Origin of the sequence: Hwanghaeella sp. LZ110, assembly GCF_048892525.1 — a bacterium.
In the GTDB taxonomy this organism is placed as follows: Bacteria; Pseudomonadota; Alphaproteobacteria; order UBA8366; family Aestuariispiraceae; genus Pacificispira.
This window is the reverse complement of the sequence record NZ_JBLZHT010000003.1, coordinates 208,894-222,414: the sequence shown is the minus strand read 5'-3', so window position 1 is coordinate 222,414 and position 13,521 is coordinate 208,894. Positions and strand designations below refer to the sequence as shown.

Annotated in this window: 16 protein-coding genes; 8 read left to right on the top strand and 8 right to left on the bottom strand. The window is 52.8% G+C overall.

The window, feature by feature from the left end; all coding sequences use genetic code 11:
* Positions 1-272 precede the first annotated feature (272 nt).
* The 3 genes from ACOSDM_RS07235 (at position 273) to ACOSDM_RS07225 (ending at position 2,244) form a co-directional block, all read left to right on the top strand.
* Entirely contained in the window at positions 273-500 is a 228-nt protein-coding gene (locus tag ACOSDM_RS07235) for a DUF1127 domain-containing protein (protein ID WP_420723833.1), read from the top strand.
* A gap of 362 nt (positions 501-862) precedes the next feature.
* Positions 863-1,423 carry a cold-shock protein gene (locus ACOSDM_RS07230; protein WP_420723832.1) on the top strand — a complete coding sequence of 187 codons (561 nt, stop codon included), beginning with the start codon at positions 863-865 and terminating at the stop codon, positions 1,421-1,423.
* On the top strand, positions 1,420-2,244 hold the full coding sequence (locus ACOSDM_RS07225; RefSeq protein ID WP_420723831.1) for a class I SAM-dependent methyltransferase: 825 nt from the start codon (positions 1,420-1,422) through the stop codon (positions 2,242-2,244). The genes ACOSDM_RS07230 and ACOSDM_RS07225 overlap by 4 nt, the downstream gene beginning before the upstream one ends.
* Here the strand turns inward: ACOSDM_RS07225 and ACOSDM_RS07220 are convergent.
* Positions 2,232-2,651, bottom strand: a complete 420-nt coding sequence (locus ACOSDM_RS07220) for an acyl-CoA thioesterase (RefSeq protein WP_420723830.1) — start codon at positions 2,649-2,651, stop codon at positions 2,232-2,234. The genes ACOSDM_RS07225 and ACOSDM_RS07220 overlap by 13 nt on opposite strands.
* A 118-nt stretch (positions 2,652-2,769) precedes the next feature.
* Here ACOSDM_RS07220 and ACOSDM_RS07215 point away from each other — a divergent pair, with 118 nt between their 5' ends.
* Together ACOSDM_RS07215 and ACOSDM_RS07210 are read left to right on the top strand one after the other, a co-directional pair.
* The gene (locus tag ACOSDM_RS07215; RefSeq protein ID WP_420723829.1) at positions 2,770-4,563 is read left to right on the top strand and encodes a sensor histidine kinase; all 1,794 of its coding nucleotides are present in this window, start codon (positions 2,770-2,772) and stop codon (positions 4,561-4,563) included.
* Positions 4,560-5,924 carry a sigma-54-dependent transcriptional regulator gene (locus tag ACOSDM_RS07210; RefSeq protein WP_420723828.1) on the top strand — a complete coding sequence of 455 codons (1,365 nt, stop codon included), beginning with the start codon at positions 4,560-4,562 and terminating at the stop codon, positions 5,922-5,924. Before ACOSDM_RS07215 ends, ACOSDM_RS07210 begins: the two co-directional genes overlap by 4 nt.
* A gap of 26 nt (positions 5,925-5,950) precedes the next feature.
* Here ACOSDM_RS07210 and ACOSDM_RS07205 read toward each other — a convergent pair whose 3' ends face one another.
* Positions 5,951-6,469: a CoA-binding protein gene (locus ACOSDM_RS07205; RefSeq protein ID WP_420723827.1), complete on the bottom strand. Its 519-nt coding sequence runs from the start codon at positions 6,467-6,469 to the stop codon at positions 5,951-5,953.
* Complete coding sequence (locus tag ACOSDM_RS07200) at positions 6,466-7,251, bottom strand: enoyl-CoA hydratase (RefSeq protein ID WP_420723826.1); 786 nt, start codon at positions 7,249-7,251, stop codon at positions 6,466-6,468. Before ACOSDM_RS07200 ends, ACOSDM_RS07205 begins: the two co-directional genes overlap by 4 nt.
* Before the next feature lie 116 nt (positions 7,252-7,367).
* On the opposite strand from ACOSDM_RS07200, the gene ACOSDM_RS07195 reads away from it, so the two are divergent.
* The 3 genes from ACOSDM_RS07195 (at position 7,368) to rpsI (ending at position 9,006) form a co-directional block, all read left to right on the top strand.
* Positions 7,368-7,790: a PaaI family thioesterase gene (locus ACOSDM_RS07195; RefSeq protein WP_420723825.1), complete on the top strand. Its 423-nt coding sequence runs from the start codon at positions 7,368-7,370 to the stop codon at positions 7,788-7,790.
* 245 nt (positions 7,791-8,035) lie between these two features.
* Positions 8,036-8,500 (top strand): 50S ribosomal protein L13, encoded by a 465-nt coding sequence (rplM, locus tag ACOSDM_RS07190; RefSeq protein ID WP_420724109.1) that lies wholly within the window; start codon positions 8,036-8,038, stop codon positions 8,498-8,500.
* Positions 8,501-8,502: 2 nt separating this feature from the next.
* Entirely contained in the window at positions 8,503-9,006 is a 504-nt protein-coding gene (rpsI, locus tag ACOSDM_RS07185) for a 30S ribosomal protein S9 (RefSeq protein ID WP_420723824.1), read from the top strand.
* A 399-nt stretch (positions 9,007-9,405) separates the two neighbouring features.
* On the opposite strand, the gene ACOSDM_RS07180 is transcribed toward rpsI, so the two are convergent.
* From ACOSDM_RS07180 to ACOSDM_RS07160, 5 genes are all read right to left on the bottom strand, one after another.
* A complete protein-coding gene (locus tag ACOSDM_RS07180) occupies positions 9,406-9,843 on the bottom strand; it encodes a DUF488 family protein (RefSeq protein WP_420723823.1) in 438 nt (145 codons plus the stop codon).
* Entirely contained in the window at positions 9,840-10,469 is a 630-nt protein-coding gene (locus ACOSDM_RS07175; RefSeq protein ID WP_420723822.1) for a DUF488 family protein, read from the bottom strand. The genes ACOSDM_RS07180 and ACOSDM_RS07175 overlap by 4 nt, the downstream gene beginning before the upstream one ends.
* A 34-nt stretch (positions 10,470-10,503) precedes the next feature.
* Positions 10,504-11,202, bottom strand: coding sequence for a hypothetical protein (locus tag ACOSDM_RS07170; RefSeq protein WP_420723821.1), 699 nt, complete (start codon positions 11,200-11,202; stop codon positions 10,504-10,506).
* A 61-nt stretch (positions 11,203-11,263) separates the two neighbouring features.
* Positions 11,264-12,382: an EAL domain-containing protein gene (locus tag ACOSDM_RS07165; protein ID WP_420723820.1), complete on the bottom strand. Its 1,119-nt coding sequence runs from the start codon at positions 12,380-12,382 to the stop codon at positions 11,264-11,266.
* A 156-nt stretch (positions 12,383-12,538) separates the two neighbouring features.
* On the bottom strand, positions 12,539-13,444 hold the full coding sequence (locus tag ACOSDM_RS07160) for a LysR family transcriptional regulator (protein WP_420723819.1): 906 nt from the start codon (positions 13,442-13,444) through the stop codon (positions 12,539-12,541).
* Between the last annotated feature and the right edge of the window lie 77 nt (positions 13,445-13,521).

Here is a 13,521-nt window from a genome sequence, read left to right as displayed (position 1 = left end):
AAAAAACCCCATCCAGAGAAATCTGTGATGGGGTTTTTGTTTGCCTGTAGAAAGTATAAATTTTTAAGTACCTTCAATATTTATCTTTTTCTTAATTTTCACAAATCCCATGCCGTATCGGCCATTCGGTTTTTGCACATGTCCCCTCTGTTTTATGCAGTTGCTTAGATTGGTCTTAAGGATCATTTCAGGCATTAACAAACGAACCATACTGGTTCCCCTGTCGCGCCCCGGAGAGCGCGCAGGAACACAAAGTCTAGGAGTGGCCTATCATGACCGTTACCGCTTTTGAATCAGCCCAGCGCGGCGTTACCGTAAAAGACATGCTGGCCCGTGCGGCCTATCAGGTCATTGCATTCGTCGAAAACGTACCCAGTGCCGTTGCGGATTACCGCGAGCGTCGCAAGACCGCAAACCAGTTGCACGCCTTGTCTGATGACATGCTGCGCGATATCGGTTTGACTCGTGGCGAGATCAATCAGTTGACCGCACGCCGCTAAGGCAATCAGGTCACCGCTCAGACGATCCCGTTTGCGTCGACTGGCATATGCCGGGCGCAGGGGAACAGCGGCTGTCGTCTTTGGACATTTTTCGTAATCCAAAGACGAGTGACAAAACCTGAGCCGCAGTTTCATGAGACCCCGCTTCATTAAAACATGATGCGGGGTTTTTCATTTGCCGCGAATCAGCCCTCAAAAATTCTTTAATCCATAGACGCGCGCGACAAAATGACCTAATATTTTCTAATGTTAGGCTTATTCTGTGCTTTTGAATAAGCTGTTAGGTCAGTCATACGGCCGTGGGGGCAATCAGAAGAACACACTCCTAGGGTCGGGGAATAGCGAAGGAGCGCAGGTTTCCCATGAATAGCCGTTTACCACCCGCAGTCGTGCAAGAGCGGGTGACCGTTCAAGTTAAATGGTTCAATCCCACCAAAGGGTTTGGGTTTGTTGTGCCGGAGGATCAGGCTGGCAGCGATGCGTTTCTGCATGCCTCGGTCCTCCCGCCAGAAGATGCCAATGGCATTGCCGAAGGGGCGACGCTGGTCTGTGATCTTGCCCAGGGAGATAAAGGCCTGATGGTCGCAACAGTCTATTCTGTTGATACCTCCACGGCGACGTCGGGACCCTCATCGGGTGGGCCACGCGCCGGTGGGTTTGGCAGTGGCTATGGCAGCCCGGATCGCCCGCCCCGTCGCCCAACGGGCCCTCCTGCGGAAAGTGGTGAGGGAACCGTCAAATTCTTCAATGATTCTAAAGGGTTTGGTTTTGTAACACCCGATAATGGCGGCGCGGATGTTTTTGTTTCCGCCCGCATATTGGGGCGTGCCGGCATTCAATCCCTGGAAAGCGACCAACGTGTCCGTTTTGAGGCACGTCCCGGCGACAAGGGGCCAATGGCCGACAAGATTGAACTGATTTGACCCTGGATCTGGAGTCCGTCCGCCAGCATTGGGATGCCAAGGCGACGGCTTGGGCCAATCATTCCGACACTCTGTCGACAATGGCGGATCGATACAATCTGCCTTTGCTGGAGGCTGCAGGGCTGAAGGCGGGCGACCATGTGTTGGATCTTGCCTCTGGCGTTGGAGAACCTGCTTTCACCGAAGCGCGACTGGCGGGTCCCGATGGGGTGGTGATTGCAACAGATCTGGCCGAAGCCATGCTGACCGCCCTGAAAGCGCGGGATACCGAAAACCTGTTGCGCCTGACCACCGCAGATATGCAGCGCCTGCCATTCTGGAATTCCTGTTTTAATCGTGTGATCTGCCGCTTTGGCATTATGTTCGTGCCAGACCCATTGAAAGCCCTGAGGGATGTCAGGCGGGTCCTGATGCCGGGCGGGCGCGCCGCATTCATGGTTTGGGGACAACGTGAAGACCAAACCATGTTCTCACTGTTATCCAATGCGGTTGAGGCCCTGACCGGAGAACCGCCGGATGACCATCACTTTCAAATCTTCAGATTTGGCGCGCCGGGTGCCCTTGCTGCTCTGTTCAAAACAGCCGGTTTTAGGGACGTGACAGAAACCTCGCACAGTTTCACGCCCCTGGCGCCCCTGGATGTCCCCTTCTGGCATGCGCCGCTGGAAATGACATTCGGGCATGTCGTGGATCGACTGTCCACACAGGAAAGACGGAAATTGGACGACGATATTCTACATCGCCTACAGGCTGTGCGGGAATCAAAAGGCTATCGTCTGTCCGCGAAACTGCACATCATTGCCGGTTGTCAAAGCATGTAATTGCCCAGTTGATCGCGCACGTCATCGGGCAGAGGGATTGGCGTAGGCCCCGTCATATCCATACAAACCGCAACACTGTCATAGGTCGCATAGCATGTATCATTGGCGGCATTGAACATCTGGGTGCGATAACCGAATGATTTCCCGCCGATGCGCGTCACGCATATTTCAAACCGCAGTGGTGTGTTCTGAGGGACAGAGTCCGCGACCACCAGATTTGCTGTTGCGGAATAGGTAGACCGATTGATCTCTCGCCGGGCCTGCTCCCCGACTCCAACGGTGTCTAAAAAGATGTCAGAGGCGCGATCACAATTGCGATAATAGAAAAAAGCCAAGGCAGTCCCGTTTTCGTCATAAAAGCCTGGTTCTTGTGTTACAAAATCCCCAGACACCTTCAAAACCGGCATTATCACCCTCCTCTATCATCGTGCAAAAGACTGACGTATGGCGCCCGTCTGTGCAATAGTCCATCCTGTGCAACAATTAAGAATGTTCTTCCACAAACCGGTTGGACCTGATCCTGAAATGAGCCGCCTGAATACCGCCACAAATCCCGACCTCAATATGGGGGCGTTCCGCCGCCGCTGGATCGCTATCCTGGTTGTCCTGGCGGTTCTCAGCGCGATCCCGCTCTTTTATCTGGCCTATGGGTATTTCACGAATGAGGAATTACAGCGCGCGCAAAACCGTGTTTCCCTGTATCGCAGCACTCTGGTCAACGCGTTAGAGCGATTTCAGCATCTTCCTTTCGTTCTGGCCCGCGATACGCATGTTTTAAAGGCGGCACGGGGTGAGGACCGCGCAGCATTAAGCGTCCGGCTGTCCCGATTTGCGGCGCAAACGGATCTGGATGCGATTTATCTGATGGATCGAACGGGATTGACCGTCAGTGCCTCCAATTATGATGCGCCGGTCACATTCCTGCACCAAAATTATGGATTCCGACCCTATTTCAAGGCCGCTCTTTCTGGTTCTCGCGGGCAATTTTATGGAATTGGTGCAACAACCTCTCTACCCGGTTTCTTCGTGGCGGAGCCTGTGCGGGATGAAATTGGCACCCCTGTGGGCGTGATTGCGATCAAGCTGGGCCTGTCCAACCTGGAAAAGTCCTGGAAGGACGGCGGTGAATTTGTCTTTGCTTCTAATGCAGATGGTGTCGTGGTTCTGTCGTCCGAGGCATCCTGGCGCTATCATACTTTAACTGAGATCGACAGCCATCGGCGCGCGGCAATCCGGGCAAATCGGCAGTTTGGATCAGAACCCCTCTCCCCTCTGGATTGGACCGTAAAGGGCGAGTCCACCGTTATTCTGGATGGCGCACATTACCTGCATGTCACAACCGCGATCCCAAAGCTGGGATGGACACTGCATTTTCTGACCGATGAAAGCCCGATCTGGCAGCGCTCTATGATGGTGGTTATCGTAATTGCGATCATAACGTCGGTGCTATTGACCATTGCACTTTTCCTGCGGTCAGAGCGTATTCGCATCGCGCTGCAGGCCTCTCAGGCCGACAGCCGCCAATTGCGTGCGACGAATGCGAAATTGGCACGGGAAATCGAGGAACGCCGAATGGCGGAGCAACGCCTGGAACGCGCCCGCTCTGAACTGGCCCGCGCCAGCAAACTGGCGGCCTTGGGCCAGCTTTCCGCCTCTGTCACCCATGAATTAGGGCAGCCAATTGCCGCGATGCGCAATTATCTGGCCGCAGCGGAATTTGATGATGACCCCAATGGTCGCAGGGACCGTTTGAACCGGCTGAATGGTCTGGTGACACGCATTGAAAGTATCTTTAACCAATTGAAATTTTTCGCAAAACCTGGTTTTTCCGGAGCCACAGATGAACGCTTGGACGAAATTGACCTGCGTGATGTCTGGACCGGCGCACAGGAGCTTCTGGATGTCGATATCCAGAATGCCGGCGTTGATTTAACCCTGTCACACCCCGGTCATCCCGTGCTGGTGCGGGGCAATCGTCTGCGGTTGGAGCAGGTTCTGATTAATCTGGTGCGCAATGCCATTGCGGCCATGGAAACCACCAACAAACGCACCCTGCATATTGATATTGATGTAAAAGGGGCTCGGGCGGTTCTGTCTGTTGCCGATAGCGGTCAGGGATTGGGCGACTATTCCCTGGAGCAATTGCAGGAACCCTTCCTGACGACCCGCGCATCGGGTGAAGGAATGGGGCTTGGCCTTGCCATATCCACTGAGATCATTAAAGAGCATGATGGGCGTCTGACAGCGCAATCCCAGCCTGACGGGGGTGCATTGTTTGCCATGGACCTGCCCCTGGCGGAACAGAAAGAAGCGGCGTGACACAAAGGGACGGAGAAGGCTATCGCGTCATCGTGGTGGATGACGACAAGGCGATGCGAGAGTCCCTGACCCATTTGTTGAGTGCCGCGAAATGGCAGGTTGAGGCATTGAGCCGCGCCGAGCAAGTCGCCACCCGAATTCCGGCATTCCAACCCGATGCAATCTTAAGCGATGTGCGTATGCCGGGCATGAGTGGCCTGGAACTGTTGAAAGATCTGTCCGCCACCCATGCGCCGCCAGTCATTCTGATTTCCGCCCATGGTGATATCCCCATGGCAGTTTCCGCCATGCAGGATGGAGCTTATAGCTTTCTGGAAAAGCCGTTTGACCCACGTCGCCTGTTGACCGCCCTGCGCCATGCCGCCGAACAGCATCGCCTGACCCTGGACACGCAACGCCTGCGCGCAGGGTTGGCCCGTCTGTCTGGATTGGATCGCGTCCTGTTGGGCAATGCGCCCGCCATTCAGAACCTGCGGGAAGATGTCCTGGACCTCAGCGAAACCGCCGTTCCCGTCATGCTGTTGGGGGAAACCGGCACAGGCAAAGAACTGGTTGCCCGTGCCCTGCATGATTTAAGCGCACGATCCGCAGGGCCTTTCATTCCCGTCAATTGTGCTGCAATCCCGGATGCCTTTTTCGAAACCTCCATGTTTGGAACAACCGCCAACGCCCAGGCTGACGCCGTTCCCGGCATTTTGGACAGCGCCGACACCGGCACGCTGTTTCTGGATGAAATCGGCGCCTGCCCGCTGCCGGTTCAGGCCAAACTGCTGCGCATTCTGGAAACGCGGGAATTCACGCCCCTGGGGTCCGCCGTGGCAAAACGGGCGGATATCCGAATTCTGTCAGCCTCCAATGAAAAGCTGGACGCCGCTGTGGCTGCGGGGAACTTTCGGGAAGACCTGTTGTATCGGTTGAACACCGTCACCCTGACCCTGCCGCCGTTGCGGGAGCGCCGGTCAGATATTCCGATGCTGTTTTCCTATTTCATGGAACAATACGCCGCGTTGTATGAAATCGATCCCCCAGACCTTGGCACCGATGATCTGGCCGCACTGCTGGCCCATGACTGGCCAGGCAATGTGCGAGAACTGCGCCACGCTGCAGAACGCCGAATCCTGGCCGCCAGACGGGGGCGGGGATCGGTGGTTGAAGCCATCCGACCCGATGGCGATTCCGCCGAAGTCCCCGATACCCTGCGCGAGGCTGTTGCCGCCTTTGAACGTCAATTGATCGGTCAGGCCATCAAAACCCATAAGGGCCGCATGGACGCGGTTGCCGAAGCCCTGGGCATCGGTCGCCGAACCCTGAATGAAAAGATCGTCAAGCTGGGCCTGAAGAAAGACGATCTGCTGACCTAGCGCACGCTATGTGGGTGCTTGGCCCTCTAGATGACCCGCTTTTTTGCCGTAATCACCCGCGTATTGATGCCGTTCCAGCCCAATTCCCCCGAAAGGCGCGCATACTCAATCTTGGGACAGCGATTCATCACCACCTTGATACCCGCAGATTCAGCCTTCTCCGCCGCCTCATAATTGATCACCCCCAATTGCATCCAGATCACCTTGGGCCGCGGCTTCAGGCTCAGCGCCTCATCAACGACGCCCGCAACCTGGTCGGATCTGCGAAAGACCTGGACCACATCAATGGGCACGTCCACGCCAGACAAGCTGGCGATCACGGTTTCCCCCAAAAGGGTCTCTCCGGCAGAGTTCGGATTGATCGGAATGACACGGAACCCTTTCTGGATCAGATACTTCATCGCGAAATAGCTGGGCCGATTCCAATTCGTGCTGGCCCCCACCACGGCATAGACCTGACTTTCCCGCAGAATATCGCGGATATAGGCGTCAGAATAATAGTCTGTGGCATGATCGAATTGAAGCGCGGTTGCTGCGGTCATCATTCATGTGTCCATAACGGGGGGCGTTTGTTGATGAAGGCGTCTATGCCTTCCTTGCTGTCGCTGTAACTCATGTTTTCCACCATCACACCACCTGTATAGGTATAGGCCTCTTCCAGCGACATTTCGATCTGGCGGTGAAAGGCTTCTTTGCCGGTTTTGAGGACCTTGTGGGATTTCGATGCGATCACATCCGCCAGGGCCCTGGTTTCCACTGCCAGGGCATCTTCTGGGACGGCGCGGTTGATCAAGCCGATGGAGACGGCCTTTTCGGCGGAAATCAATTCCCCGGTCAGCAACATCTCCATCGCCTGCTTGCGATGCACGGCCCGACTGAGCGCGACCATGGGGGTGGAGCAGAAAAGCCCGATATTGACGCCCGGCGTGCCAAACTTGGCGGTATCTGAGGCAATCGCCAGATCACAGGTGGCAACAACCTGACAGCCAGCCGCCGTCGCGATCCCCTGCACTTTCGCAATCACCGGCTGGCGCAGACGGGTGATCGCCAGCATCATCTGGGAGCATGTCTTGAACGTCTGTTCGCGAAACGCCTGACTTGGATTGGCCTGTAATTCTTTCAGATCGTGCCCCCCGGAAAAGCCACGCCCGGCCCCTTCCAGCACGACAACCGCGATGGCCGGGTCCTGATCAATTTTTGCCAGAGCCTCCAGCACCGCATTCATCAAGCCAAGAGACAGCGCATTATAGGCTTTGGGCCGGTTCAACGTCAGCGTCGCGACAGCACCGTCATCCTGGCGCAGAACCAAAGGGTCTTCCGTTGGCATTCTCAGCACTCCCAACCTAAAGGATCATTGCGACAGCATCCCTGATCAGTGCAGCTTGTTCAAGTCGCGTGGCGTTGCTACCAAAAGGGATAAAACACCATTCAGGGATCAAACATATGCCATCGGACAAACTTACCCAGGCTCAATTAGATCACATCCTCAATACGGATGCCCCCTTCTCCGCCCATTATGGCTTTATCGTTGAAGAATTCGACAAGGGCACGGCCACAATCCGGCTGCCCTATGACACGCGCCATATTCGCCCCGGTGGCACGATCAGCGGCCCTGCCATGTTCGCCCTGGCCGATTTCGGGATGTATGTCGCGGTTATGGGCGCAATTGGGCCCGTCGCGCTGGCGGTCACAACCAACATGACCATCGATTTTCTGCGCAAACCGGCAGAGCGTGACCTGATCGCGGATGTCCGCCTGATCAAACTGGGTAAGCGCCTTGCAATCGGCCGGGTGGAGATCCGCGCGGAGGGCGAAGACGATATGTGTGCCCATGTAACCGGCACTTATTCCATCCCGCCGCAATGACTCTGATCGGTCCAAAATGCGATTTTTTCCGCAAAAACAGTCACTTTTTATGAGGTATCATAATACCGTTAAGTTAATTAATTGAAATATAACGATTATTTTTAATATAGGCCGAAAAACAGGCATTGACGTTCCCCCGGACAGGGGCTATCAACCGCCGTCCCTGACGTGGGTTGGGAAACAGACGAAACGGCCAAGGCAGCGCCCCATGCGCGACCGGCCCTTAAGAATGGCAGGCAGCAATGATGAAAACTTATTCGATGAAGCCGGCGGAGGTCCAAAAGACCTGGTTCGTCATCGACGCACAGGACATGGTCCTGGGCCGTATGGCTTCTGAAATCGCAAAAATTCTGCGCGGCAAGCACAAGGCGGGTTACACCCCCCATGTCGATTGCGGCGACAATGTCATCGTCATCAATGCGGAAAAGGTGAAACTCACCGGCCGCAAACTGGCAGACAAGACCTATTACTGGCACACCGGCTATCCGGGCGGGATCAAAAGCCGCACGGCTGGTCAGCTGCTCGCCGGTCGCTTCCCGGAACGGGTTGTCGAAAAGGCGGTTGAGCGCATGGTGCCCCGGGGTCCTCTGGGCCGCGTGCAAATGAAGAACCTGCGTGTTTATGCCGGGACCGATCACCCGCATGAAGCACAGCAGCCGGTGGCGCTGGATCTTGCAGCCCGTAACCCGAAGAACAAGCGGAGCCAGTAATCATGGCCGATGAACAGCAAACACTGACCGATCTGTCCCAACTGGGCACCGCCACGGGCGTGACCAGCGCGGCTGTTGCACAAGCAACCACCGCCCCGGCAGAACCTCAAAAAGATGAATTCGGCCGCGCCTATGCGACCGGTCGTCGTAAAAACGCCATTGCCCGCGTCTGGATCAAGCCAGGGTCCGGCAAGGTCACCGTCAACGGCAAGGATCAGGTCACCTATTTCGGTCGCCCGGTTCTGCGCATGGTACTCAAGCAGCCTTTCGAAGAAGCCGAACGCGTCGACCAGTTCGACGTGATGTGCACCGTGAATGGTGGCGGCCTCTCCGGTCAGGCAGGCGCCCTGCGTCACGGCATCAGCCGCGCGCTGGTCAATTTCGAGCCCGCTCTGCGCGGCCCTCTGAAAGCCGCAGGCTTCCTGACCCGCGACAGCCGTAAGGTCGAACGTAAGAAATACGGTCGCGCGAAAGCCCGTAAGAGCTTCCAGTTCTCGAAGCGCTAATCGGCGATCTTATCGTACCGAATGGAAAGCGGCCTTCCCGAAACGGAAGGCCGCTTTTTTTGTTTTAATCTGCCTTGTAGAAATCTGTCACAAATGTTTCGGTAATTTTTTCCGACCTCAGAAGTCAAAGGTAATGCTTAGGTTAAATTTTTCTGCAGCAGCTTCTGCAATAAATCACTAAACACAATCTTGTTCACGGGCCTTTACTAAGCATGGAAAACATTTGGGGCATTTTGTAGAATTACAACAAGATGAAACTAAACAGGGCTATCGTTGAAAAAGTATCAGTTTATCTGCTTTCTAGCTCATGTGGTCATTGCCAAATAAATCAAAATCCCAGAAATTTGCGAAGCTAGGTGATCCAAGGTGAGAAGCTCTTCAATCCCCTAATCCCTTGGATTAAAGATGAATGATTTTCACGTCATCCCACTTGTCTTTTAGATATTCTGCAACAAGCCGCCTGTGACAGTGATGTGGTGTATCTTCACTACAAAGCAGACACCCGCCGTCAAAATTGTTCCGATCAAGTTTCTCGACCTGTCTTTGCGCCAATAGCTTTAAGAACATACCTTCGTATTCCTCCCAAGGCATTTCTTTTCGTTTTTTGTAGTTGTCGAGGATGTCTTTAGTAGGCGCTAATTCAGGCATATGCTCGTAGGCCATCCCACATAGTTGATCTGCAAAAAACTCAAGATCATCTCGTTTTGCAAAACCTGCAAGCTGCGAAACATTATTCAAGCGAACATCAATAATTTTTTTTGCATCAGAACTCTTTAGTCGATCAAAAAACTTCCTAGCAGAAGTTTTTGTAAAACCAATTGTAAATATTTTTATCATTGTATTGCCCCATCCTGGGAAATTTCCATCTCCTCAGCGTATGCAATCTTTTCTTCCTGACGTTCGAAGGCTTTTTCTATGAGTTCACTGTCAGAAAGAAAAAGGTCGCTTTGATGCATTTTGAATTGCTTGACCAGCCTTTCAATCGCGGAGGATTGAGACTCTGTTGATCCATCACTGAGGATATGAACAACATAAAAGCCTTCTTTCTCTAAGCTCCGTGAGACTAGAACGGTTCTGTGACAATCAAGGGGGTCTTTTTCTGCACACATGAGTGCCATTCTGTACCCACGTTCAACGCCTAAACGAACACGGTTTATTCCTGAGCGGAATAAGTCGGTGTTTGCCAATCGATCGAACTGAACTTTGCCATTGATATAACAGGAACGGTCGGAACTCCGAGCGCCGAACTCTTCACCGAGAAAGACGTACTTAATATCGTGCTCTCGTAGTGAAATGGCAAGAGTTTCCCTATTAAATTGGGGATTGAATCGGCTATAAGGAGACGATCTTACATCCACGACCACGCTGACACCATTCTGTTGCAATATCTCAATAAAATGCTCAATCGTGTGAGTCGAGTGCCCTACTGTATATACTGCATTCTTCATATCTAAAATCGCCACCCTGATCCGCATCTTCTCATTCGTCTATTAAGATCTAATAAGACCGTATCTCATCAAGAAAATCCGGGAAGGTATAAATCCCGTTTACTTGAAGCCAATATCCGTCTCTATCTTCTGATTTAAATCGGCGACCAACGCCGATCCTGAGGTAAACCTCTTTCTGGGACTGTATGAATTTTTGAAGTTCGCTTAGTTTTCCATCTTCTTGGTGCTTCTTAGCATAATCAAAGAAACCTCTATCGGTGATAGAAAGATAGCGAAACGAATGACCTGTGCTATCAGTAAGTGACGCCCTTATTTTTCCAGGCTTAAATTTATCTTCGTGAATTTGAAGGGCCGATTGTGGAATTTTAATGGTAATAATTGAACAGGTAGCTTGTTGTCCCACAGGGATATGCTTTTGACCATCGGCAAACTGAATACCAAATCCAGTAGCAACCGAATTAGATAATGTTCGCTCCAGAATCACTTTGAATTGATTTTTCGACGCTGGTTTAACATATCTCAAGTTTTCGTGTGAAGCGTCCTCAATATGCGGATTTTTAGCATCATCCTTAAGTCTAATGTCACCATCCAATATCGCTCCGGGATGAATATTTAATTCCTGGACCCTCTTGTTCAATAAGTATGGCATCGGTCTAAGGCACTGACCAGTGGCCATATCGATCACAGCAGTGCAGACTTCTTTTGGTGTAGAAAATCTGGTTAAATCAGTGACAATGTATCGGCTCATATTTCTACCTCCAGAAGTGATCCCATTCTGGTGACATTTTAACGCTAACCTCATCTTTTTGTCACGCTGCCCGAAACCAGTCGGGTGCTTTATCCTGGTAGGTGGCAACAGGCGCTGGTCTTGAATACAGATATCCCTGTGCCAGATCGGCCCCTGCCTTTTTAACAAACTCTGCTTCGCCTTGTGTTTCAATGCCTTCAGCGATGACTTTGATGCCTTGATCCTTGGCGATATTGATCAGGTTTCTGACAATCGATTGCTTGAACATGTCGGTGTCGATATCGCGTATCAGCTCCATATCAAGCTTCACGAAATCCGGGTTGAATGTGTGCAGCAGGTTCAAACCGGACCAGCCAGATCCAATGTCATCCAGGGCGCACATGAACCCGGCACGGCGATAGAAGTTCAGAATGCCCTTAAGATGATCAGTATCGGTAATGCGCTCCGTTTCGGTTATTTCAAAAACGATATCAGAGGGCTTTAACCCAAGGTCATTGATGGCCGCAGCCGTGGTGCGCAGGCAATAGGCCGGGTCATAAACGCTGCTGGGATTAAAATTTACAAAGATTTTTCCCAGATACCCTGCCTTCGCAGCCGTCTCCACCGCAGTTGCCCGCGCGATCAGGTCGATTGAAAACAGGACATCTGCGTCTCCGGCAACACGAAACACATAATCCGGTGGAATAATCGCACCATTCTGGTCGCGCATCCGCAAAAGGGCTTCCATCCCAAAGGGCGTATCCAAATCCTGAAAATCATAGATCGGCTGATACCAGGTTTCGACCTGACCATCACAGACCTTTTCAATGATCCAGCTTCCTTTGATACGGTTTACAAAAACATCACCATTGACCACACGCCCGATATCAAGTGCGCTGGGATCTTTTCCATCGGTCGTCAAGACACGAACATTCTTCAACTCGTGCTGGGTCATATTGCCATACAGAGCCACAACGAAAGCATTGCATTCCGATGCGGAAAGCGTCAGGGAAATGCATCGATCACCAAGCTTTTCCACCTGTATGCCCTTGCGGTCACACAAATTGGCCAATTTATCAAAACTGTCCTGAGTTGGCACATGAAACCACAGTCGTGTCGTATCAAACACCAATGGCTCTACATGTTCACAGTCCGGACAACGCATCGTTGACAAACCATACTTTTCGAAAGGCATTGTCATATTCATATCCTTATGGAATGAGTTAATTCTTAATATCTTTCAAAGCATTACGATTTTGGTTACGTGGCAGATCATGCCGATTTCGTTTTAAAAAAGACACGATTTCTGACGCACCAAATGAGGTCTGAAAGTAAGAATAGCCCCCGGATCTGCACACTAGATCTTATCTGCCAAAGTCTCGCTGAGGGCATCAAACACGATGCGGATGCGGCGATTGGTGCGCAATTCCCGATGGGCGACCAGCCAGATGGGAACCGCCATTGGGGCCAGCCTGGGAAAGGCACGCTCGATCCCCTGAACCCGGTCTGCGACTTCTTCGGGCATCACCCCTAATCCCAGACCATTCTGCACCATTGCCCACGCTACCGCTTCGGTCTGGCAGGTGATGCGCAACGCACCCTGATCGGCCAGAGATGGCATATTCAGGCCCATATCCACCAATCGGTCGATCAGGGTATTGCTGCGTTCATATCCGATGAAGGACACCTGTGTCAGATCATCCTGTGGGCCGGGCCGACCGATCTGATCCAGATAGGCCGTCGTCGCATACAGGCGCATGGAAACATTGCGGATGAACTTCGCAATCAGATCGCCCTGGGTGGGGCGGACATGCCGTATGGCGATATCCGCCTCCCGATGCTTCAAATCCTGCACATCGGTTGACGCGATGATCTCCACCGTGATTCCGGGGGCTGATTGGCGCAGCATTTTCAAGGCCGGTGGCAGCAGGTTGGCCGCCAGACCATCGGTGGCCGTGATACAGACATGCCCCTCAACGCTTTGGGCATGGCCAGAGGCGGTCAGGGAAATTTGTGTCGCCGCCTCCCCCATTGCCTGCACATGATCCAGCAGTTCCCGACCCGATGCCGTTAAGGTCAAGCGGCGTCCTGTCCGCTCAAACAGGGCCACGTCAAAATGCTGCTCCAGCGCCGCGACCTGTCGGCCCAATGTAGGCTGGGTCAATCCAAGTGCGCGACTGGCTGCAGAGAATGACCCTTCCTGAGCCGTGACCAGAAAGGCCCTGGCCAGATTCCAGTCGAATGTGATCGATGTCCATTTCATGCATTTATGCATAGCATATAGACACAATACGGCAATTCCCTATTTATTTTGCATAGGCTATACCCCGCCGCAGCAAA

What these genes read in the sequence shown, in the direction of transcription:
- ACOSDM_RS07235 (WP_420723833.1), top strand. Translation starts at nt 273, where the DNA reads ATGACCGTTACCGCTTTTGAATCAGCCCAGCGCGGCGTTACCGTAAAA.
- ACOSDM_RS07230 (WP_420723832.1), top strand. Translation starts at nt 863, where the DNA reads ATGAATAGCCGTTTACCACCCGCAGTCGTGCAAGAGCGGGTGACCGTT.
- ACOSDM_RS07220 (WP_420723830.1), bottom strand. Translation starts at nt 2,651, where the DNA reads ATGCCGGTTTTGAAGGTGTCTGGGGATTTTGTAACACAAGAACCAGGC.
- ACOSDM_RS07215 (WP_420723829.1), top strand. Translation starts at nt 2,770, where the DNA reads ATGAGCCGCCTGAATACCGCCACAAATCCCGACCTCAATATGGGGGCG.
- ACOSDM_RS07205 (WP_420723827.1), bottom strand. Translation starts at nt 6,469, where the DNA reads ATGATGACCGCAGCAACCGCGCTTCAATTCGATCATGCCACAGACTAT.
- ACOSDM_RS07200 (WP_420723826.1), bottom strand. Translation starts at nt 7,251, where the DNA reads ATGCCAACGGAAGACCCTTTGGTTCTGCGCCAGGATGACGGTGCTGTC.
- ACOSDM_RS07195 (WP_420723825.1), top strand. Translation starts at nt 7,368, where the DNA reads ATGCCATCGGACAAACTTACCCAGGCTCAATTAGATCACATCCTCAAT.
- rplM (WP_420724109.1), top strand. Translation starts at nt 8,036, where the DNA reads ATGAAAACTTATTCGATGAAGCCGGCGGAGGTCCAAAAGACCTGGTTC.
- rpsI (WP_420723824.1), top strand. Translation starts at nt 8,503, where the DNA reads ATGGCCGATGAACAGCAAACACTGACCGATCTGTCCCAACTGGGCACC.
- ACOSDM_RS07180 (WP_420723823.1), bottom strand. Translation starts at nt 9,843, where the DNA reads ATGATAAAAATATTTACAATTGGTTTTACAAAAACTTCTGCTAGGAAG.
- ACOSDM_RS07170 (WP_420723821.1), bottom strand. Translation starts at nt 11,202, where the DNA reads ATGAGCCGATACATTGTCACTGATTTAACCAGATTTTCTACACCAAAA.
- ACOSDM_RS07165 (WP_420723820.1), bottom strand. Translation starts at nt 12,382, where the DNA reads ATGACAATGCCTTTCGAAAAGTATGGTTTGTCAACGATGCGTTGTCCG.
- ACOSDM_RS07160 (WP_420723819.1), bottom strand. Translation starts at nt 13,444, where the DNA reads ATGAAATGGACATCGATCACATTCGACTGGAATCTGGCCAGGGCCTTT.